The organism is Gordonia soli NBRC 108243, from assembly GCF_000334455.1.
GTDB classification, from domain to species: Bacteria; Actinomycetota; Actinomycetes; order Mycobacteriales; family Mycobacteriaceae; genus Gordonia; species Gordonia soli.
In genome coordinates this window covers 41,608-61,678 of sequence record NZ_BANX01000008.1, presented here as the reverse complement: position 1 = coordinate 61,678, position 20,071 = coordinate 41,608, and the positions used below count along the sequence as shown (strand labels likewise).

The 20,071-nt window shown below is 65.6% G+C and carries 16 protein-coding genes; 5 read left to right on the top strand and 11 right to left on the bottom strand.

The window, feature by feature from the left end:
- Window positions 1-23 precede the first annotated feature (23 nt).
- Window positions 24-860: a helix-turn-helix transcriptional regulator gene (locus GS4_RS06350; protein WP_007618702.1), complete on the bottom strand. Its 837-nt coding sequence runs from the start codon at window positions 858-860 to the stop codon at window positions 24-26.
- A gap of 234 nt (window positions 861-1,094) precedes the next feature.
- Between GS4_RS06350 and GS4_RS06345 the strand changes: the two genes are divergently transcribed.
- Window positions 1,095-1,841: an SDR family oxidoreductase gene (locus GS4_RS06345; protein WP_007618700.1), complete on the top strand. Its 747-nt coding sequence runs from the start codon at window positions 1,095-1,097 to the stop codon at window positions 1,839-1,841.
- A gap of 120 nt (window positions 1,842-1,961) precedes the next feature.
- Here GS4_RS06345 and GS4_RS25575 read toward each other — a convergent pair whose 3' ends face one another.
- From GS4_RS25575 to GS4_RS06325, 4 genes are all read right to left on the bottom strand, one after another.
- On the bottom strand, window positions 1,962-3,839 hold the full coding sequence (locus tag GS4_RS25575; RefSeq protein ID WP_007618698.1) for an alpha/beta hydrolase: 1,878 nt from the start codon (window positions 3,837-3,839) through the stop codon (window positions 1,962-1,964).
- A gap of 4 nt (window positions 3,840-3,843) precedes the next feature.
- Complete coding sequence (locus GS4_RS06335; protein WP_007618696.1) at window positions 3,844-4,137, bottom strand: hypothetical protein; 294 nt, start codon at window positions 4,135-4,137, stop codon at window positions 3,844-3,846.
- A 72-nt stretch (window positions 4,138-4,209) separates the two neighbouring features.
- Entirely contained in the window at window positions 4,210-4,773 is a 564-nt protein-coding gene (locus tag GS4_RS06330) for a hypothetical protein (RefSeq protein ID WP_007618693.1), read from the bottom strand.
- A gap of 77 nt (window positions 4,774-4,850) precedes the next feature.
- Window positions 4,851-5,774, bottom strand: a complete 924-nt coding sequence (locus GS4_RS06325) for an EamA family transporter (protein WP_007618692.1) — start codon at window positions 5,772-5,774, stop codon at window positions 4,851-4,853.
- A gap of 121 nt (window positions 5,775-5,895) precedes the next feature.
- On the opposite strand from GS4_RS06325, the gene GS4_RS06320 reads away from it, so the two are divergent.
- Window positions 5,896-6,807, top strand: coding sequence for a LysR family transcriptional regulator (locus GS4_RS06320; RefSeq protein WP_007618690.1), 912 nt, complete (start codon window positions 5,896-5,898; stop codon window positions 6,805-6,807).
- A 29-nt stretch (window positions 6,808-6,836) separates the two neighbouring features.
- Here the strand turns inward: GS4_RS06320 and GS4_RS06315 are convergent, their stop codons facing one another.
- The 4 genes from GS4_RS06315 to GS4_RS06300 form a co-directional block, all read right to left on the bottom strand.
- A complete protein-coding gene (locus GS4_RS06315) occupies window positions 6,837-7,313 on the bottom strand; it encodes an SRPBCC family protein (RefSeq protein ID WP_007618689.1) in 477 nt (158 codons plus the stop codon).
- A gap of 239 nt (window positions 7,314-7,552) precedes the next feature.
- Entirely contained in the window at window positions 7,553-8,647 is a 1,095-nt protein-coding gene (locus tag GS4_RS06310) for a hypothetical protein (RefSeq protein ID WP_040509733.1), read from the bottom strand.
- Between the two features lie 183 nt (window positions 8,648-8,830).
- Complete coding sequence (locus GS4_RS25945; protein WP_007618686.1) at window positions 8,831-10,684, bottom strand: Rho termination factor N-terminal domain-containing protein; 1,854 nt, start codon at window positions 10,682-10,684, stop codon at window positions 8,831-8,833.
- 306 nt (window positions 10,685-10,990) lie between these two features.
- Complete coding sequence (locus tag GS4_RS06300; RefSeq protein ID WP_007618685.1) at window positions 10,991-12,199, bottom strand: HEPN-associated N-terminal domain-containing protein; 1,209 nt, start codon at window positions 12,197-12,199, stop codon at window positions 10,991-10,993.
- A gap of 310 nt (window positions 12,200-12,509) precedes the next feature.
- On the opposite strand from GS4_RS06300, the gene lon reads away from it, so the two are divergent.
- A complete protein-coding gene (gene lon, locus GS4_RS06295) occupies window positions 12,510-14,849 on the top strand; it encodes an endopeptidase La (protein ID WP_007618684.1) in 2,340 nt (779 codons plus the stop codon).
- Window positions 14,850-15,006: 157 nt separating this feature from the next.
- On the opposite strand, the gene GS4_RS06290 is transcribed toward lon, so the two are convergent.
- Complete coding sequence (locus tag GS4_RS06290) at window positions 15,007-16,413, bottom strand: SMI1/KNR4 family protein (RefSeq protein ID WP_007618683.1); 1,407 nt, start codon at window positions 16,411-16,413, stop codon at window positions 15,007-15,009.
- Between the two features lie 11 nt (window positions 16,414-16,424).
- On the bottom strand, window positions 16,425-17,030 hold the full coding sequence (locus GS4_RS06285; RefSeq protein WP_007618682.1) for a TetR/AcrR family transcriptional regulator: 606 nt from the start codon (window positions 17,028-17,030) through the stop codon (window positions 16,425-16,427).
- Window positions 17,031-17,514: 484 nt separating this feature from the next.
- Between GS4_RS06285 and dnaK the strand changes: the two genes are divergently transcribed.
- Both dnaK and grpE read left to right on the top strand, forming a co-directional pair.
- Window positions 17,515-19,365, top strand: coding sequence for a molecular chaperone DnaK (gene dnaK / locus GS4_RS06280; RefSeq protein WP_007618681.1), 1,851 nt, complete (start codon window positions 17,515-17,517; stop codon window positions 19,363-19,365).
- Complete coding sequence (grpE, locus tag GS4_RS06275; protein ID WP_007618680.1) at window positions 19,362-20,012, top strand: nucleotide exchange factor GrpE; 651 nt, start codon at window positions 19,362-19,364, stop codon at window positions 20,010-20,012. The genes dnaK and grpE overlap by 4 nt, the downstream gene beginning before the upstream one ends.
- The last annotated feature ends 59 nt before the right edge of the window (window positions 20,013-20,071 follow it).

The following is a 20,071-nucleotide window of genomic DNA, read 5'->3' as shown; positions in this document are numbered from 1 at the left end:
GGCCTGCTCGACACCTCCTGGGTTCAGCCCGCGGTGACGTCGACCGCGCTCAGCATGGCCAGCTTCTCGTGACTCTCGGAACCCGGTGTCGCGGTGTACACCAACAGTGTCTGCGAGGTGTCGGGGTCGGCGAGGATCTGGCAGAACACCTCGATCAGTCCGAGCTGCGGATGCTGGATTCGCTTGCGCTGGTCCGTGAGTCGTGTCGCCACATCGTGGCGCTGCCATAGTTCGGCGAACTCCGGGCTCTCCCGGAGCAGCGCATCGCTGATCTCTGCGGCGCGTGACCGTGGCCCGTCACGGGTGACGGCGGCCCGGAGCCGAGCGGTGTGGGCGCGGGTGTGCAGGTCGTGGTCCTCGGCGGGAAACCGTTCGCGCGTGGTCGGATCGAGATACCAGCGATAGGCGATGCTGCGGCGGTAGCCGGTGAACTCGGTCTCGAGTCCCACCAGCGCGACCGCGAGCGGGTTCTGGATGAGCGTCTCGCCTGCGCTGTTCACCACCATCGCGGGAGTGTCGGCGAGCCGGTCCAGGATTCGCATCATGCCGGGACTGACGTGGTCGGGCTGGGCGATCCGGTCGGGGGTGCCGAGGCCGGCCAGACGGAACAGGTGATCGCGCTCGTCGAGCGAGAGGTGAAGTGCCTGCGCGATCGCTGCGACGATCTGGTCGGACGGGTGCGGGCCGCGCTGTTGTTCGAGCCGCGTGTAGTAGTCGGTCGACATCCCGGCGAGCAGGGCGACCTCTTCGCGACGCAGACCCGGCGCACGTCGACGATTGCCCGGCGGCAACCCGACGTCGGCCGGCTGGAGGGCCTCGCGGCGGACACGGAGAAATTCCGCCAGTCCGGCTCGATCCATTCCTCGACCTCCCTGATCCGTCGGTGCGGCAGGTCGTTGTGGACGCGTAGGTGCCCCTCGACTGCCGTGCTCCTCCACAGTGCTCTCGATGCGGCCGGGTATCCAGGGACCGTCGATCCCCCGATGACCGCGCCCTGGTGAGCGGTCGTCCGAATCGGTGGAGTGGAGGGCGTACGAATCACACCCCGATATGCCCGACCGTCCCGACCGGCACCGGACGGGCGAGGAGGAACCATGAAGCTCACCGGCAACACCATCTTCATCCCCGGCGCCACCTCGGGCATCGGTCTCGGCCTCGCGCTCCGTCTTGCCGACGCGGGCAACATGGTGATCGTCGCCGGCCGTCGGTCGGAGAAGCTCGCCGACATCGCAGCCGAGCATCCCGGAATCCAGGCCGTCCGTCTCGATGTCTCCGACCCCGACGACATCAGCCGCGTGGCAGCCGATGTCCAGCAGCGCTTCCCCGACACCAACGTGCTGATCACGATGGCCGGGATCATGGAGGCCGAGGACCTGCACACCGCCGACTTCCTCGCCACCGCGGAGCGTGCTGTCACCACCAATCTGCTCGGGACGCTGCGACTGGTCGGCGCGTTCACCGAGTTCCTGCAGTCCAAGCCCGATGCCACCATCGTCACCGTCTCCAGCGGCCTGGCATTCGTGCCGCTGGTGCCGACGGCCACCTACAGCGCGACAAAGGCGGCCATCCACTCGTTCACCGAGAGCCTGCGCTTCCAACTCGCCGACACCTCGGTGGGAGTACTCGAGCTGGTCCCGCCCGCGGTGCAGACCGATCTGATGCCCGGCCAGGCCGAGGCCGACTGGGCGATGCCGCTGACGGACTTCCTCGACGAGGTCGTCCGGCTGCTCCCCGACGCCACCGACGAGATCCTCGTCGAGCGGGTCGGTTTCCTGCGTCACGCGGAGGCCCGCGGCACCTACTCCGACACCCTCGTCCAGTTGGCGTCGACGGTGCACTGAGCGGGCCTGTCGCGCACCTTCTCGCGACTTCGTCTCGCTCCCGCGACCTCGACCGAGGTCGCGTCGTCGAGACGAGGTCGCGGGAGGTGGTGCCGTGGGAGTTGTTGTCGCGGTTCATCGCTACCGCCACGGCACCAGGTCGCGGACGATCCGGCCGGCCGCGCGACTCAGGTGCTCGACCACCGACTCGCCGGCACGGCGCGCCGCGGAGAGGCCGGTCCGCGCCGGGGCCTCGATGCGCTCGCGCGCAGGTGCGTCGTCCTCGCGGTGGACGTACGGTTCCGCCTCGTCTCCTCGGATGACGGCCACCATGTTCCGGAACCCGGTGGAGCCGGGATCGTTCCAGTAGCCGCTGTGGCCGTCGAGGCCGCGGATCGCAGACCCTGCCGGATGATTCGCTGGATCGAGAGCGCTGTAGGTCCCGGTGTCGAGCCGACCCACACCGGGCGTGATGTCGGGGTCTCCGCCGTGCGGGCTCGCGGCGAGCCCCTGGATGTACTGGATCGGATCGCCCGGCGCGGTGATGGAGTAGCGCCGGACATCGGCCTGCGGATTGTGCCACGGTCCGTCCAGCACCCCGGTCCCCGCCGACGACGCATAGACCACACGGTCGGCGCGGAGTCCGAGTTGCTCCGCTGTTCCGACGATCGATCCGCCGTACGAATGGCCGATCACGGTGGTCGTGGCCCCCGGTGCGCTGTGGGCGATCTCGACATCGAGCTCACGCGCGAACCCGACGAGCCGTGGCGCCATCTCGCGCGCGCTGTGATCGCTGAGCGCCGAGTCGGGGACGTCCTGCACAGTTTCGGCGATGGTCCCGAGCAGCGCTGCGTGCCCGCCGATCGGGTTGCCGCTCAACACCTGCGCGAGACCGGCCGCCGCGCCGACGACGTTGCGGTCCGATGTTCCCGGTACGAGTGTCTGGGGGAGATCGCCATCGGCGTAGAGGAACACGGGTGCGCCACTCTGCTGCGCGAGACTCCACGCGGCCCGATGGTTGGGTTCGCTCGAGTTCAGATTCGTCCCGGTGCCGGGCACGTAGACGGCGGCGCCACGGGTCGTCGGGCCCAGCGTGCCGATCATCTCGACGAACCGACCATTGGGAGTGTCGGAGAAGGCGACGTACTGCCGATCGACGAGCTGATCGTCGGCGCCCCGCCCGGCGACCGCGCGTCCACCCCGCATCGTCACCGCAGCCGGATCGGGGATCGGCAACAGCATCGTACGGAGTTGCTGCGCGCGAGCGCTGTTCGATCGGCCCGCACTGATCTCGGCGGACAGTGCAGTGCGGATGGCGAGGTGATTGGCCCGGATGCGCACCGCGAACGGGATGCCGTCGAGGTTGCCGACGGTCGTGGGATCTGCCTGGATCAGGTGACGGAGCGCGGTCGAGTCGAGTGCGTCGATCAGCCGTCGACGAGCCTCCGGAGTCATGCCGCGTAGTCGATGCGCCAGATCGTCTGCGTCCATCGTGCGCCCGTCCGGGAGGCGGATGTGCGGCTGCCCGTTCGTCATGGCGTGCAGGTCGGCCGACAGTTCCTCCAGCGCGGCACCGTACTTCTCGTCGAACACGTCGATGGTCGCGAGGCCGGATCGGATCGCCGCCTCGAAGTTGTCGGCTACTGCCTTCGCGTCGGGATCCGATGTCTCGAGTGGATGGGTCACGTCACCGACATCGGACACGGTGAACCCCGCCTCCTGTGCGTATCGGACCTCGCGGAGTACGTGATCACGGGCGTAGCCGATGTCCCGGGCGGCATCCTCGGTGGTGTCGGCGACCGACTGCAACACGTTGCGGACCTCGTCGCCGTGGTCGCCTTCGGCACGCACCCGCGCATCGACGGCTGATCGGGTTGCGCCGTACCACTTTCCGCCGGCATCGCAGGCGCGGATCATCGTGCGAGACGCTCCGTCGAGAACCGTCGCCGCATCGCCGATGATCGTCGACGCGCGGTCGGTGTCGGGCCAGGAGCGGAGGGCCGAGATCGTCGGGAGCATCGGATCATCGGCCCGGTAGCTGCCGGAATCGCTCTGCTGCAGTCCGATCCGTTGCGCCGGTCTCGGCATCGAACAGCTTCAGAGCGCTGGTCATCTCGCCGAGTCGATCGGCGATGGAGTCGATGACCGCGCGCGACGGAGCCGGGAAGGTACGCAATGCTGCCAGGACGCGACTCTGGGCGCCGGGGAGTTCGGCCAGTTCGTGCAGGTCGATCTCGCGCACAAAGCCGGCCTGCTGCTCCCACGTCCGGATGATCGCAGCCACGACTTGTGGTGCCACACCGAAGCTCTCGACCATGCTGCCCTCCTCGCCCGAACGTCTCGAGTGTTAGAGGTGTCGGCGGCCGGATCGGTTCCCTCGCACTGATGACTAGGGCTGCGCCACGCCGATCAGGAACAGTCCGCCGTTGAGCGCCGCTGCCTCGGTCTTGCGGCAGGTGTACGGGCCCGCCACCGAGCAGGTCGTCTGCAGATCTGGGCGGACCGTGATGGTCATCGTGAACGCGGGGAGGCCGGCGGTGGTGGCTCCGTCGCCCACCAGGCGCACTACGGGTTCCGCGCCGGAGCACTGACTCGCCAGCACCGTGAAGAGGATCCGCTCGAAAGTCGGGCCCGCGTACCGCGAGGCGACGGTTGCCCCGCTCCCGACGCAGTCGTCCAGCACCTCGAGAGTGCGCACCGTGATCCTGATCCGCTCGCCGGGTGGAAGCGTGTTCACGTCGAGTCCGACCGCGAAGCGACCGCGTTCTCCTCCGGAACCGATACCGGGGCCAGAACCCGTTCCCAGTGAACCCGTGCCGCTCTGGCCGATGACGTCGGTGAGCCACGACGGTGGTGGGTCGGCTGCCGCCGGTGCTGCCGAGGCGGTGCCGACGACGATTGCGGCGACAGTGACTACGGCCAGTCGGGACAGTCTCGAGAAGATGCGTGGCATGGGTGATCAGTCCGTTCTCCAGGTCTTCCCGACTCGAGAACCGTATATCTCGAACGCTCTGTACGCCCGGCGATCCGCTATGTCGGTGCGGGTGTGGCGAGCGGTGCCGGAGTCTCCTCGGCGGCACGCGCACGTCGGGATCTCTCCCCGGTCGCCACGGTGCCGAGGGTCGCGATGATGACCAGCCCGATGGCGGTCATGCGCAGTGGACTGACTCCTTGGTGCAGTAACAGCCAGCCGGCGACGGTGGCGAAGACCGGCTCGAACGCGAGCAGGACCCCGAAGACATGGCGCGGGATTCGCCGTAGAGCCGCGAGCTCGAGGGAGTACGGGATCACCGACGCGAGCAGGGCTGTGGCGGCGGCGATGCCCAGCCACTGTGGTTCGAGAAGAGCGCCCAACTCCTGTGTCAGGCCGATGGGGAGCACGACGACAGCCGCGACGGCAAGAGCCATCGCCAGACCGTCGGTGCCGGGGATCGACTGGGCGACGCGAGCATTGACGACGATGTAGACAGCCCAGAACGAGGCCGCCGCCAGAGCGAAGAGCACGCCGATCGGGTCGAGCGACGTCGCGTGGACTGCTGCCTCGACGCCGAGCAGCGCCATGCCGGTCAGGGCGAGGGCTACGCTCACGAGATCGGTTCGTCGGCGCGAGAGGGCCGCGGCGAGGACGAGCGGACCGAGGAACTCGATCGACACCGCCACCCCGAGCGGTAGACGCTCGATTGCCGCGTAGAAGCAGCCGTTCATGGCGGCCAGTGCGGCTCCGAGTAGGCACACGGTGCGCCACTGACGCCGTGACCACCGGCGGATCCGCGGCCGTGTGATGGCCACCAGCAGGCCGGCGGCGATGGCGAGTCGCATCGCGGTCACCGCCCACGCGCCGGCGACCGGAAAGAGGTGTGCCGCCAGCGCAGCACCGAACTGTAGCGACACACACGACCCGACGACCATCGCGACAGCCGACCGCGTCCCGCCGGGGTGGAGCGCGGCGGTCATCGGTGGGCCCATTCGGGGCGGCGCGTGTCCATGAGTCCAGCGTCGTTGTGCTGCTCAGATTAGTCCAGTGAATGTATCTGCGCGATAATGGTCAGTATTGATGACCTGTTGGGAGGTCGGCATGCTGAACGTTCCCCGGCTGCGATTGCTGGTCGAACTGCACCATCGGGGTACGCTGGCCGAAGTGGCGCGAGCGCTGTCGTACACGCCATCGGCTGTCTCCCAGCAGCTTTCGCTGTTGGAACGTGAGGTCGGCGCACGCCTGCTGGAACCCGTGGGTAGGCGTGTGGTGCTCACCGACGCTGCGCTGCGGTTGGTTTCCCACGCCGAGGTGGTGCTCCGACAACTGGAGGAGGCCGAGTCCGAGCTGGCTGCCGCGTCGGATGCGGTGCGGGGCACCCTCCGGGTGGCGTCGTTCCAGACGGTGGTGTTCGCGATTGTGCCGGCTGTGTTGGATCTGCTCTCCGACACCGCGCCGGGTCTGCGCATCGAGTTCGATCAGTTGCAGGTCGATGCAGCGTACAGCGGACTCTTGTCGCACGAGTTCGACCTGATCCTCGGCGAGGAGTACCCGGGCATCCCGACCCCCGTGCGAGCCAACGTCGACCGCACCGACTTGGTCGCAGATGCGCTTCTCCTCGCGGTGCCTGCGTCGCGCGGCTGGCCCACCGACGGTGTCGAGGCCTTGGCCGAGGTGCCGTGGGCGCTCGACCCGGCGCAATCCGTCTCAGGTGACTGGGCCCGGGCGGTGTGTCGGACAGCTGGATTCGAGCCGCGCGCTCGATTCGTCAGTCCGGACCCGTTGATGCATGCGCATCTGGTTCGGAGTGGTCATGCCGCGGCGTTCATCCCGTCGTTGATCACCACCGAGCAGTCCGACGGCCTGGAGTTGATCGAGTTGCCCGGTCGGCCCGAGCGAATCCTGTACACGGCAGTGCGGGCCGGTCGCGGCGCCCACCCCGCGGTGCGTGCGTTTCGGGAAGCGCTGCGGGCGGCATCCGAGGCGCGCCCGACGGTCCGCCCGCTCGCGTAGCCGTTGGTGTCGGTCACTGACACCAACGGCTACGTCTGTACACCTAGGAGTCCGGCGAGGTGAATCAACGAGTTCGACAGGTGATCGGGGGCGAACGGCGGGAAGTCGATGTACTCGCGGACGTGTGGTTGAACGGCGGACCAGGCGTAGATCTGCGTCGCCGCCGTCTCGGTCTGGCCGATCGGTCGCAACTCGTAGTGCCAGGTCCATCCGCCGAATGTCAGTTCGCCGTCCTCGTATGTACCTGGACGCCAGCCGATGAGGTCCGGGCTCTCGAATACGTGGACCTGGTTGGCGACCTCGTAGTCACCGTCGGGATGGTTCGGGTGGTACATCCCCATCCGGAACACCTGCCCCACCTCGCTGAGCGGCGCCGTGTCGACGGCCTCCTGCACCCAGCCGGTGCCGTCGATCGAGCCATGTGTCGTCGGGTCGGCGAGCGTGGCGAACACCTGCTCGACCGGTGCGTGGATGGTCAGATGCGCGCGCACGGTCTCGTCGTTCACGATGCCGCCTCCCTCGTCGATGTCGGTGGGCGTTCCCAGATATGGACAGCCCGTCCGCCGTGAACTCATCGGTGGAACGGCTGCGCGGGAGCGGGCGCGGCCCCCGTTGCAGTTTCTCATCCTCAGTGTCGTGGGTGACCTGGGTATTCTCACGAACACGTCACCAGTGGATTCTCACTAAGTTGGCATAATCCTCGCGAGTCCGCTGGTGACCGCTCGGAGGACTTGAGAATCCGGCCCTAGTAGAACGTTGTGATATGGAAGGTGTCGTCGTCCGGCTCGAGTCTCAGTCCGACCTCGGCGCGATATGAACTGCTACCTGCTCGCTCGAGTTCTATGAGAGTTGAGCACAGGAGATCCCCATTTTCGAGGAGTCGGAGACCGTAGAGATAGTGGTGACGAACCTTGTCCAGGACCAGCGAACACAATTGGTCGGAGGTGAGGTGACCGAGCCCCATATTCTCTAGGTTTACTCCCTTCGCAGACGTCAGGTAATCAAACTTGCTGTCTGTGATCGAAACGTCGATCTTCGAGCTAGTTTTCCTGCTATAGCTGGCATCAAGGGATGTCAGTATTAGTGCCTCGTTTCGACTGAGCGCGCCGTCGCTCGACCGCTGAATCTTGTAGACAAGATACTGTCCGAAAAGAACCTCAAAGACGGATACAGTCCGCGCGGTCCCGAGATCCCAATTGCCCTCGTACACGCCCTCCTTCGGCTCGATCTCGTCGTAGTGCGCGGAGATGTACGTGGACCCTGCTTTGAGGAGATTCGCGGAGAGAGTCCCGCTGATCAGGTTCTTTATTGGAGACTGCAGTGTCGTGTCAACAACGCCGATGAAACCAGGAGTGCCTCTCAGCCCTAACTCGATCGCATCACGAGTTCCCGGGCTGAGATTCGATAGATGCACGCAATAGATCTGCTCGGTCGCGCCTACTCCATCCAAGCGCAGATGAGGGTACGTGCTTGCGAGGTAGCCGACGTCGCCACGTCGATTTTCGCTGATCAGATCGCCGTGACGAATCGCCGTATTCAGTTGCGTCGGCAGGAGTGGAACAATGAAGTTGCTTGCACCGTATGCGTAGTCACCGTAGGTCTTCGCGAGAGCTTCCGAGTCGAACATGAGGCAGGCCTCACGCTTGTCCTGACGGGGGCATAAAGCGTTCCGAAGATCGTTGTACGTAATGTCAAGACTGTCGAGCTGAACAACCAAAAGGTCGAGATTCCGCCAGATCTCAGCACGTTCTCCCGCAGGCGTCCATCGCTCGTACTCGGAAATCGCCTCGACATACACGTGATCCGTAGATAGCGTGTGCATTCTTCTGAGCGTCTTCACTCGTGCACGCACCTCTCCTTACCGAATGAGTCGCTTAACGCTCGTGTAGTGGGCTCGACGCGGTTCTTGGTGAGTTCGATGACGGTCAAACACGTTCGATCCGAATTAAACGTTCGACATTTTCGTGCTTCGTCTGCCCGCATAGTTATCTGCTCGATCCGCGGCATCCTGGAATAGAGCCGGTCACTCCCTGGCGGACCTGATGAGCTCAACCAGCTCCAACTTCCGAAGCCCTGAGTACCCGCTCAAGCCGAGGGTTTTGGCCAGGTCGCGCAGCTCGATCACGGTGCGCTCTTGTAAGTCACGTACACCGCCGGTGCCCGCAGCCTGCTCCGTCAACGGTCGCGCGACGACTCGGCCATCTCTGTCCGGTTTCGGTTCAACCATCAGCTCGCGCACAGGGGCATCGCCAACCGGGCGGACCACGACATATCCCGGTCCGGCCTCGATCGCTTCAACACGTTCGCAGTGCTGCTGCACCGTGACATCGAGGTCGATCTCGCGGCCATCGAGCGAGATGGAGATTCCGCTAAAGGCTAGGAGCTCCCACTCCCCGGCCATGGGGACATCGGGGTGGTGTTGCACGATTCGTAGCGAGTCCCACGAACGTGAGACCGGCTCGTCGGACGCCGTCAACTCAGCCGCTCGCCGCAGCAACGTAACCTCGGCGCCATCTCCGCGGTGAGGCACTTTGAGCGGAACCGGCGTCCAACGTTGCACAGCGATCAGATTTTGGACGATCTCAGTCCAATCTTGGGCTGAATCGGCGAGTCGCGCATCCTCCGCGACCGGCGTTGGCGGAATCACGGATGGGCCGTTCGGAACCCGGATCTCGACCTGCTGGCCACCCGACCACAGCCGACTTGCGAACATAAGAGAGGGCAGTACGTGGTGTGGCGCCTCGCCCGCGATCTGCTTCGCCCAGGTGTCCAAAATGTAACCTGCGGGGTGTCGACGAAACGTCAGCATCACCCCCACCGCGCCCGAACTACCGACCATCTGTTTCCCGATCGCCCCTTCCGTGGTAACGAAGCTTGAGAGCTCTAAGGCCGAGGAATCGTCGTCGACCCCCTCTCCTCTGTTGATCGTGGTCATGAGTAGCTCCAGGTTCTCCCACGAGTTCGGAACGATCAGGTCGGTGAGGCCAACCTCCACAGGCCCGTCCGGGGCGGTGAGACCTGGGGGCATCACAGCATCGACCACTTCGCCGGCGACCGGTGAATCTGGCGCAACTCCGAAGTCGAGGAATGCACGTACATCAGGGCTATCCTCGAGGCGCAGGTTCACCATCATCGGAGTCGGATTGAATGCTTCCGCCTCTACCGAGATCGCCGACACGGATGTGCGGATGAAGGAGTCGGCCGAGATCTTCCGGTAGTTCTCCAGCCCTTCCTCCGCGGTGAAGACCGGGCGATCTCGGATTGACTCAATTGGCTGTACTTCATTCGCGGGGACGACCTCGAGGCGATACCGGTAGAACGGGCTGAGCTTGTCGAGTTCCTGTTGCAGTCCGATGTACCGCGTCGCAAACACATCTAGGCCGCTGGAACCCACGTCACCCGACAACGCGACGAGGTTGGTGAGCAATTCGTTGATTCGCTCTGCTCCGTCCTCGAAGAAGAGCCGCACAAGGTTCAGGTGGCGGGAACACATGCCGTCGAGGTGAGCCTTGCCCCACCACTTGACGGGGAAGTTGGCGCTCGTCGTCAGCTGAGAAAGCCAGTTCTCTCGCGCTTCGGTCGGGTCCCACGGCATGACGAGAAACCAACGTTTGATGATGTTGTTGGCGCCGAAGTCGTGGTTAACACGATCCCAAGATTTCTGAACCTCGGTCGCCTGCGACGATGTGAGGGCGGAAGTGTACTTCTTTACCTGGTAGACATCGAATCCGTCGCCGTTAGGTACCTTGATATCGACCCCACTGTCCCCTTGGGCTGGCGTGACCCGCGAGCCGTCCGGGTGATCCAGCAGAATCAAAGCGGCCACGAATCGCTCTACGTCGTCGCCTTCCAAATCGCCCCAGGGAACTCGCGCCAAGATTGCCTCCGTCTGTAATCCCGCCGAGTCATGTATCGACCGCACGGGTTCCTGCTCAAGAACCTATGTTCACCCACCCGGGCCCGTGGCGAACATGTGTGTCAGCGACTTTCCGTGTCTCGTACTGGTCACTTAGCCGCCTCGGGCCCGTGGTCGGGGTCCGCGAACCCCAAGGGACTGGCGAGGTGGCCGAACAGCGACGTCGAGCGCACTTCACGTCGACGGTCCGATGTCAAGTGCGCCCGATCGCCACGCCAGCGACCCGTCCTAGGAGATGCCGAAGGAACCTCCAGACAGCGTCCCGGGTCAAACACTCGGGTTTGAAGATCCCGAGGAACGGTGCTCGACGGTGCCCACGTCGAGCATCATGCGAGCCGCCGCTGGTGGCCGACCGGGCGCTGTGGAGTCGATCATGGCGTTGTGGTCGACGAACAACGCGCACACCACCTCATTGGGGTTTTTCGCTGACCGCCATAGGATTCCGTCGATCTGTTTGCCGGGGATCGCGTAGTAGCGCAGCATCTCGGTGATCACCTGGGTAGGGATGTAGCCGAGCAGGTGCACGTCCGACGGTGGGGACTCGACGCGGATAGCTTCGCTAAATTCATGCAGAAACGTGATCGGACCACGCAAGTGGCGCCGGTCTCTGTCGAACAGTGATGGAATCGGAGGCGCCGTTGAAAGATCGATCACGGTAAGTGGGACCAATACCTCGAACTCGCCCGCACTCAGGTTTCCGGCAGTCCTTGGGTAACCCACCTCGGCCAACGCGCCGTCGAGGGTTGTCGCGCCGTAGAAGGCACCGATTCCCTTCGGAGTCATTCTGTTGTCCTTGGAGTACTGGGGCTCCGGGGTACCGATTGCGCTGGCCATCGAGTGCCAACCTCCATCGGCGTCGACACGCACCCGCCACCACCGCGCCCCTTCTAGAATGACTTTGGTCAGGTTGGCATCGGCGATCGCACCGGCCACCAACCCTGGAATCGTATGCCTGGCAAGTTCACCGGCGTGCAACGTCTCATTCGGGTCAGGGACCAGCAACGTGTACCGACGACTCTTCTTCACAGAGTCACAGAAGGAATCCCAGCCGTCGACCAGGGCCTGCTCGGGCGTCAGGGCATACGGGTTGCGTTGACACCACACTCTGGAGCCGAAACGGTTGGCGATTGCCTCCACTACGTTGGAATCTGCGGAGATATCGTCATGCATCTGAAGCAGATCTCCTGTGTTGTAGGTTGTCGTCTGGTAGCCGCCCTCGGCCCCGTCGTACCCTGCTTCACTGATTGGGTCGTCGTACTCAGCCGACAGCCCACCCGCGACTTCGCTGACGACAACGTCGAGCAATGCGACTGACATGGCGGCGTTGCAGAACGTGCACGTCCCAGCCTCCTGTTCTCCTTGCTCGAAGATCGCCCTCCGCAGGCTGGGGTTGGTCAGACATCGACCGCAGATCCACTCGTCGCCATCCACCCAGCCACGTTCCGCGGCTTCCATCGCGTGATCTGAGATCCCCATGCTGGAGTCCTATCATCCGCGCGTCTGCCCTTGTTCCCAACACAACCGTGTCGAGAGACAGAACGTACACACCCCCTCTGTTTCGGGAGCTTCGCCGCCGGGGCGCAGCCCTCTTAGGCAGGTGCACACTGCGATCGCAAGGACGATGATCGCCCTTTCATTCCACCGTTTGTGCCTTGCAGGCCGTGTGAGGCGCGGCGTCTATCGGAGGCACGAACCCGAACCTACCGTTCACCCACGGCGAAATCTGCCCGGGAACAAAGATCCGGCCATCTCAGTTGAGTCGACCAGACTGAACTTTGGAGGTTCGATGTCCGCTACGTATTCAGTGCCCGTGCTGTTCGTCCCCGACCTGGTGGTCCTGCCGGGCATGGTCGTCCCGATCCCGCTCGACGATGCCGCGCAGGCGACCGTCGACGCCGCTCGTGCGAGCGAGTCGGGCAAACTCCTGGTCGCTCCACGCCTGGACGACCGCTACCCGAGCCACGGCGTGATCGCATCAATCGTGCAGCTCGGACGCATTCCGGGCGGCGCTCAGGCTGCGGTGATCAAGGGTGAGCAGCGCGCGCAGATCGGGTCGGGAACGCCCGGCCACGGTGCCGCACTGTGGGTCGAGGTCACCGAGATCGACGATCCCGCTCCCACCGAGGAGGCGACGACCCTCGCCGCCGAGTACAAGAAGCTCGTCCTGGCCATGCTGCAGCGCCGCGAGGCCTGGCAGATCATCGACGCCGTCAACGCCATGACCGAGCCGTCGGCACTCGCCGACACCTCGGGCTACTCGTCCTGGCTCACCGACATCCAGAAGCGCGAACTGCTCGAGACGCCCGACGTCGCCGAACGGCTGCGACTGCTCATCGACTGGACCGGCGAACACATCGCCGAGACCGAGGTGAGCGACAAGATCGCCGACGACGTCCGCAACGGGATGGAGAAGCAGCAGAAGGAGTTCCTGCTCCGCCAGCAGCTCGCCGCCATCCGCAAGGAACTGGGCGAGGACGAGCCGGAGGGCGCCGACGACTACCGCGGGCGCGTTGAGGCAGCCGACCTGCCGGAGAACGTTCGTGAAGCGGCTCTGCGTGAGGTCGGGAAACTGGAGCGCGCGAGCGACCAGAGTCCCGAGGTCAGCTGGATCCGTACCTGGCTCGACACCGTTCTGGACCTGCCGTGGACCACGACCACGGAGGACTCCACCGACATCGCGGGAGCCCGCGAGATCCTCGACGCCGACCACCACGGTCTGGACGACGTGAAGGATCGCATCGTCGAGTACCTGGCCGTCCGGTCCCGTCGCGCTCAGCGCGGCCTGCAGATCGTCGGCGGTCGCGGCTCGGGTGCGGTGATGGTCCTGGCCGGCCCTCCGGGCGTCGGCAAGACGTCGCTGGGTGAGTCCGTGGCGCGTGCGCTCGGACGGAAGTTCGTCCGTGTCGCCCTCGGTGGCGTGCGCGACGAGGCCGAGATCCGTGGTCATCGACGCACCTACGTCGGTGCGCTGCCCGGACGGATCGTGCGTGCCATCGGCGAGGCCGGTTCGATGAACCCGGTCGTGCTGCTGGACGAGATCGACAAGGTCGGCTCCGACTTCCGCGGTGATCCCGCGGCGGCACTGCTCGAGGTCCTCGACCCCGCGCAGAACCACACCTTCCGCGATCACTACCTGGATCTGGACCTCGACCTGTCCGACGTCCTGTTTCTGGCCACCGCCAACGTCATCGAGAACATCCCGTCGGCGTTGCTCGACCGGATGGAGTTGGTGACGCTCGACGGCTACACCGAGGACGACAAGGTCGCCATCGCACGGGACTACCTGCTTCCTCGGCAGCGTGACCGGGCCGCGCTCGATGCCGACGAGGTCGAGGTCACCGACGATGCGCTGCGAGAGATCGCTGCGAACTACACCCGCGAACCGGGTGTCCGACAGTTCGAGCGACTGTTGGCCAAGGCGCTGCGCAAGGCGGCGACGAAGTTGGCCGACTCATCGGAGCCGGGCAAGGTCGCCTCGATCACGATCGATCGGGATTCGTTGCGCGACTTCCTCGGTCGTCCCCGGTTCACGCCGGAGAGCACAGAACGGACCGCGGTGCCGGGCGTCGCGACCGGACTGGCGGTCACCGGCATGGGTGGCGACGTGTTGTTCATCGAGGTGAACGGCGTCGACGGCGAGCCGGGACTGAAGCTGACCGGTCAGCTCGGAGACGTGATGAAGGAGTCGGCGCAGATCGCCCTCTCCTATGTGCGAGCCCATGCGCAGGAATTGGGCGTCGACCCCGAGTCGCTGAACAAGACCATCCACGTGCACGTCCCGGCCGGGGCCGTACCCAAGGACGGTCCGTCGGCAGGCGTCACGATGGTCACCGCGCTGGTCTCGATGGCCACCGGTCGTCGGGTGCGGGCCGAGGTCGGCATGACCGGTGAGGTCACGCTGAACGGTCGGGTGCTACCGATCGGCGGTGTGAAGCAGAAGCTGCTCGCCGCTCAGCGGAACGGGCTCGAGACGGTCTTCATCCCGCATCGCAACGAGCCCGACCTCGACGATGTGCGGGCCGAGGTCCTCGATGCACTGGACGTGCGACCGATGACCGACGTCGCCGAGATCGTCACGGCAGCACTGGAACCGGCAGCTGCCGACGTCGGGACCGCCGCAGCCTGACGGCTACGCGACGATCCGGTCGCGGCGCTCGCACCAGCAGTCCGCGACCGACCACCGAACGGCCCGGCGTGACCACGAGTCGCGCCGGGCCGTTCGGCTGTTCGACCCACAACGTGTCGTCGGGCGTCCACGTCAGGCGTTACGCCGGAGGTGTACGTCAGAGGTACACGAGGTCCGGCGCGGCGCCGGGGCGGAGTCGGGTGACCGGCACTGGTGGCAGACCCCGAAGCCGCAGTAGTTGATTCGCGATGCCGATCGGCTCCTCGAATGATGCTGCGGGGCCTTCGATTCCGGCCGCCAACAGCGTCGCGGGCACGTCGCCGTGCGCGATCATCGAGCGCCAGAGATTCGGCGTGAGCTCCAGGTACTCGAGTGCGGGGAGCTCTCGCAGTGCGCCGAGGCCGGTGACCACGTCCTCGGTGATCGACACCGTGCGCAGACGCGGATGTCCGGCTGTCGCACGGAGATCGACGGTGCGATCGACGAGCCGGTTGATGTGCAGGACCTCGGTCTGCGGCGCGACGTCGGAGATCCACCGCCTGGTGTGGTCGCCGACGCGGATCACCAACCGTTCCTCGGAGTCCTCGTCATAGAAGTGACCCGGTTCGTCCGAGCCGCCACCGACGAGGAAGCCGGTCAGCGACGGCGCGACCCACGTCGCGCCGATGGCCTGATCACGATCCATGTGCAGGACCTGGCCGACGCAACCGCCGGGTCCCGGTTCGAGGTCGACGGCGTAGAAACCGCCGGATCCGTCAGCGGCGAAGACGAACCACGCCGGCGACGCTCCGACCGGCTGAATCCGGCCGAGGGGATCGGGCGAGATCACCTCGCCGGCGCCGAATCGCCACGACGTCATCCGCTGCAGTGGTGCCGCGTAGGCACGTCCATCGAGGTCGTCGACGGGAATGATGAAGAAGTCGAACGCATCCCACAGCCTCTCCTCGTTGGCCGGGTCGTCGCGCATCTCGGGCGTGACGGCCACGCCGCCGGGAAGCATCAGCACCTCTCCCTCGGCGGCGACTCGGTACATCGCGCGGACGTCGGCCGGCAGCGGGTATCCGATGCGCGCCTCGGCGGCGTCCAGCTGGGCCTCGGTGGCACCGACGGCGTCGGGCCGTACCTCGCGGATGATCGACTCGGTGAGCACAGGGTCGCCACCGCCGAACATGGCGTGCTCGGCGAAGCGCTGCACCGGACGCCGATACGGCTCCGGAAGCGACCCGGGTACCAACACGACGCCCTCCACCGATCCGAGGTCCGCCATTGCCCGCAACTGTGGCGTCGTCGTGTCGAGGATCAGCACCTCGGCGCGGTTGCCGGGGAACACCGTCGCACAGAAGTCGATGTCGAGGTCGCCGACCGCACCGAAGAGGTAGTCGGTCAGGTTGCGGGGCAACGACACCGCATCGCCGACGCCTGTACTGCCACAGGCTCCGGCCGAGACGTTGCCCACGCATCGGACGGGCCGATCACGGACGGTCGGCGCCAGCTGATCCAGCAGCGGCCGCCAGCCGTCGAACGTGGAGAGAACGGAATCGTTGCCGGTCGCGGCACTCGTCACGCCGATGCTCCTCAGGTCGCGGGGATGTTGAACACCTCGTCGCGGAAACCATAGAGCCGCGCCACGGTGACGCGCAGGAGCGGCCGGGAGAATTGTCGGTGTGCGACCAGTGTCTGCTGCTGGATCAAACCCTCGATGAGGGCGACGGTCAGCTCGGCGTAGCGATCGGGCAGTTCCGGGTTCGACGCCAGGGCGATCCGGTCGGTGAACTGGATGAAGCGTGCCCGATGGGCGGTGACGAGCTCGCGCAGGTCGTCGTCGAACTGGGCCTCGATGAGCAACGCGTGCCGCGCGACCACCAGACCCCTGCCCTCGTCGGTCATCGCCTCGACGAAGGCGACCGTCCCGTCGACGATCACGTCGCGTGTCGGACGACCGACGTTCTGCATGTACTCGATCACCGGTGTGAAGGCGCGACCGGCGATGGCGTACATCTCGTTGTAGGCCTCGACCAGTGCGAGTTGATGCAGCTTCGCCCGGCTCGGCGCGTAGTAGTTGACCGATCCCGGCGGCAGCCCGGCGGCGACGTCGACAGCCCGATGCGTCAGTGCCCGGACCCCGCCACCCGCGATGACCTCGAGTGCGGCCCGACCGAACACCTCGCGACGATCTGGCATCGCCGATGCACCTCCCTAGCGTCGTGCTCGCCAGGAGATCGACCTCGCGATTCGGGCAGTCAGTTCCAGTCCTGCCCGGTCACGACAGCCGGTTCGGCACACGGTCCGATGCCGAATCCTGACTGCGGACGACAAAACAATAACCGTGGAGTTCGCGGACCACAGAGGCCAGAAGATGACGTGTGGTCCACGACACAGCCTACTCGGCGTCAGGCCGATGGAGACCTGAGTCGGCAAGACTCAACTATTTTCGGTGGATCGGGAACAATCCGTTCCGCGGGTCCGTTGGACCATTCGAGAAAGCTGAGTCTGTACCGCTCAACCTGGGTTGACTCCGGCCCGTTCTTTCAGTAGGACATGAGTCGGACGCACTGAAGTTCGGGCAGACGCGGATTTCGACGAACATCCGCCGGGACGCGCGTGACCCGCCGAACCGGCGCCCACACCGGGTGCACACCCGTAAGAACACAGGAGGAAACCACACATGTCTCGTGCTGTCGGAATCGACCTCGGCACCACCAACTCCGTGGTGTCGGTGCTCGAAGGTGGCGAGCCCACCGTCATCGCCAACGCCGAGGGATCGCGCACGACCCCCTCGGTCGTCGCCTTCGCGCGCAACGGCGAGGTCCTGGTCGGCCAGCCCGCCAAGAACCAGGCCGTCACCAACGTCGATCGCACCATCCGCTCGGTCAAGCGCCACATGGGCGAGAACGACTGGACCGTCGGGATCGACGACAAGAACTACACGCCCCAGGAGATCAGCGCCCGCACGCTGCAGAAGCTGAAGCGCGACGCCGAGTCGTACCTGGGTGAGGACGTCACCGACGCGGTGATCACCGTCCCGGCCTACTTCAACGACTCTCAGCGTCAGGCCACCAAGGAAGCCGGCCAGATCGCCGGCCTCAACGTGCTCCGCATCGTCAACGAGCCGACCGCTGCCGCACTGGCCTACGGCCTGGACAAGGGCGAGAAGGAACAGACCATCCTGGTCTTCGACCTCGGTGGCGGTACCTTCGACGTCTCGCTGCTCGAGATCGGCGACGGTGTCGTCGAGGTCCGCGCGACCTCGGGTGACAACAACCTCGGTGGCGACGACTGGGATCAGCGCATCGTCGACTGGCTCGTCGACAAGTTCAAGAGCCAGAACGGCATCGACCTGACCAAGGACAAGATGGCCCTGCAGCGTCTCCGTGAGGCTGCTGAGAAGGCAAAGATCGAGCTCTCGGCTTCGCAGAGCACCTCGATCAACCTGCCCTACATCACCGTCGACGCCGACAAGAACCCGCTGTTCCTCGACGAGCAGCTCTCGCGCAGCGAGTTCCAGAAGATCACCTCTGATCTGCTGGAGCGCACCCGTGCACCGTTCCAGGCTGTCATCAAGGATGCCGGGATCGCCGTCGGCGACATCGATCACGTGGTGCTCGTGGGTGGTTCCACCCGTATGCCGGCCGTGACCGAGCTCGTCAAGGAGCTCACCGGCGGTCAGGACCCCAACAAGGGCGTGAACCCCGATGAGGTCGTCGCCGTCGGTGCCGCACTGCAGGCCGGTGTGCTCCGCGGTGAGGTCAAGGACGTCCTGCTGCTCGATGTGACCCCGCTGTCGCTGGGTATCGAGACCAAGGGCGGCGTGATGCACAAGCTGATCGAGCGCAACACCACGATCCCGACCAAGAGGTCGGAGACCTACACGACGGCCGAGGACAACCAGCCGTCGGTGCAGATCCAGGTGTACCAGGGTGAGCGCGAGATCGCGTCGCACAACAAACTGCTCGGATCGTTCGAGCTCGGCGGTATCGCCCCTGCGCCGCAGGGTGTCCCGCAGATCGAGGTGACCTTCGACATCGACGCCAACGGCATCGTGCACGTCACCGCGAAGGACAAGGGCACCGGCAAGGAGAACAGCATCCGCATCCAGGAGGGCTCGGGCCTGAGCAAGGACGAGATCGACCGGATGATCAAGGATGCCGAGGCGCACGCGGACGAGGACCGTTCGCGCCGCGAGGAGGCCGAGACCCGCAACCAGGCGGAGTCGCTGGTCAACCACACCGAGAAGTTCTTGAAGGACAACGAGGACAAGGTCCCGGCCGACGTGAAGACGCAGGTCGAGTCCGCCATCTCGGAGGCCAAGGACGCACTCAAGGGCAACGACACGACCGCGATCAAGAACGCGATCGAGAAGCTGTCGGCGGAGTCGCAGGCCCTCGGACAGGCGATCTACGCCAACACCTCGGCGGAGTCGGCCGATGGCGCACCCCAGGGTGAGGCCGACGGCAACGATGACGTCGTGGATGCCGAGGTCGTCGACGAGCCGAGCAACACCGAGGAGAACAAGTGACCGCTGGCGGGCCGGAAGGCACGCGACCGGACGAGTCGGCGACGGTGGCCGATCGTGCGCACGTGGACCCGGAAACGGGTGAGGTGCGCGGCGATCCGGCCGCCGGGCCCGGCCCGGACGTGGCGACCGATCCGGCACACCCCGACGCCGCTGCCGCGGCTGCCGAGGCCGGTGACGACGTGGAGAAGGTGCGCGCCGAGCTGACCGCCGACCTGCAGCGTCTGCAGGCGGACTTCACCAACTACCGCCGTCGTGCGGAGAAGGAGAAGCAGAGCTCGATCGCCTACGGCAAGTCGGCCCTGATCACGGACCTGCTGCCGGTACTCGATGACCTCGAGCGGGCACGCGCACACGGAGATCTGGAGAGCGGACCGCTGAAGAGCGTCGCCGACAAGATCGCCGACGTCTTCACCGCCCAGGGCCTGACCGCCTTCGGTCAGCCGGGTGAGCCCTTCGACCCCGAGTTGCACGAGGCCGTGCAACACGAGGGCGACGGCTCCAACCCGGTCATTGACGCGGTCTACCGCCAGGGCTATCGGTTCGGCGATCGAACCCTCCGACACGCGATGGTCACCGTGACCGACGCGGTCGAGGGTGCGGCGTCCGCGAGTGCGGACCCCGCCGCCGATTCCAGCGGTGCAGAATAGTCCCACCGATACGCGCGGCCCGGTGACCAGGTCTCTCATCGCCCAGCGGTGCGAGCCGG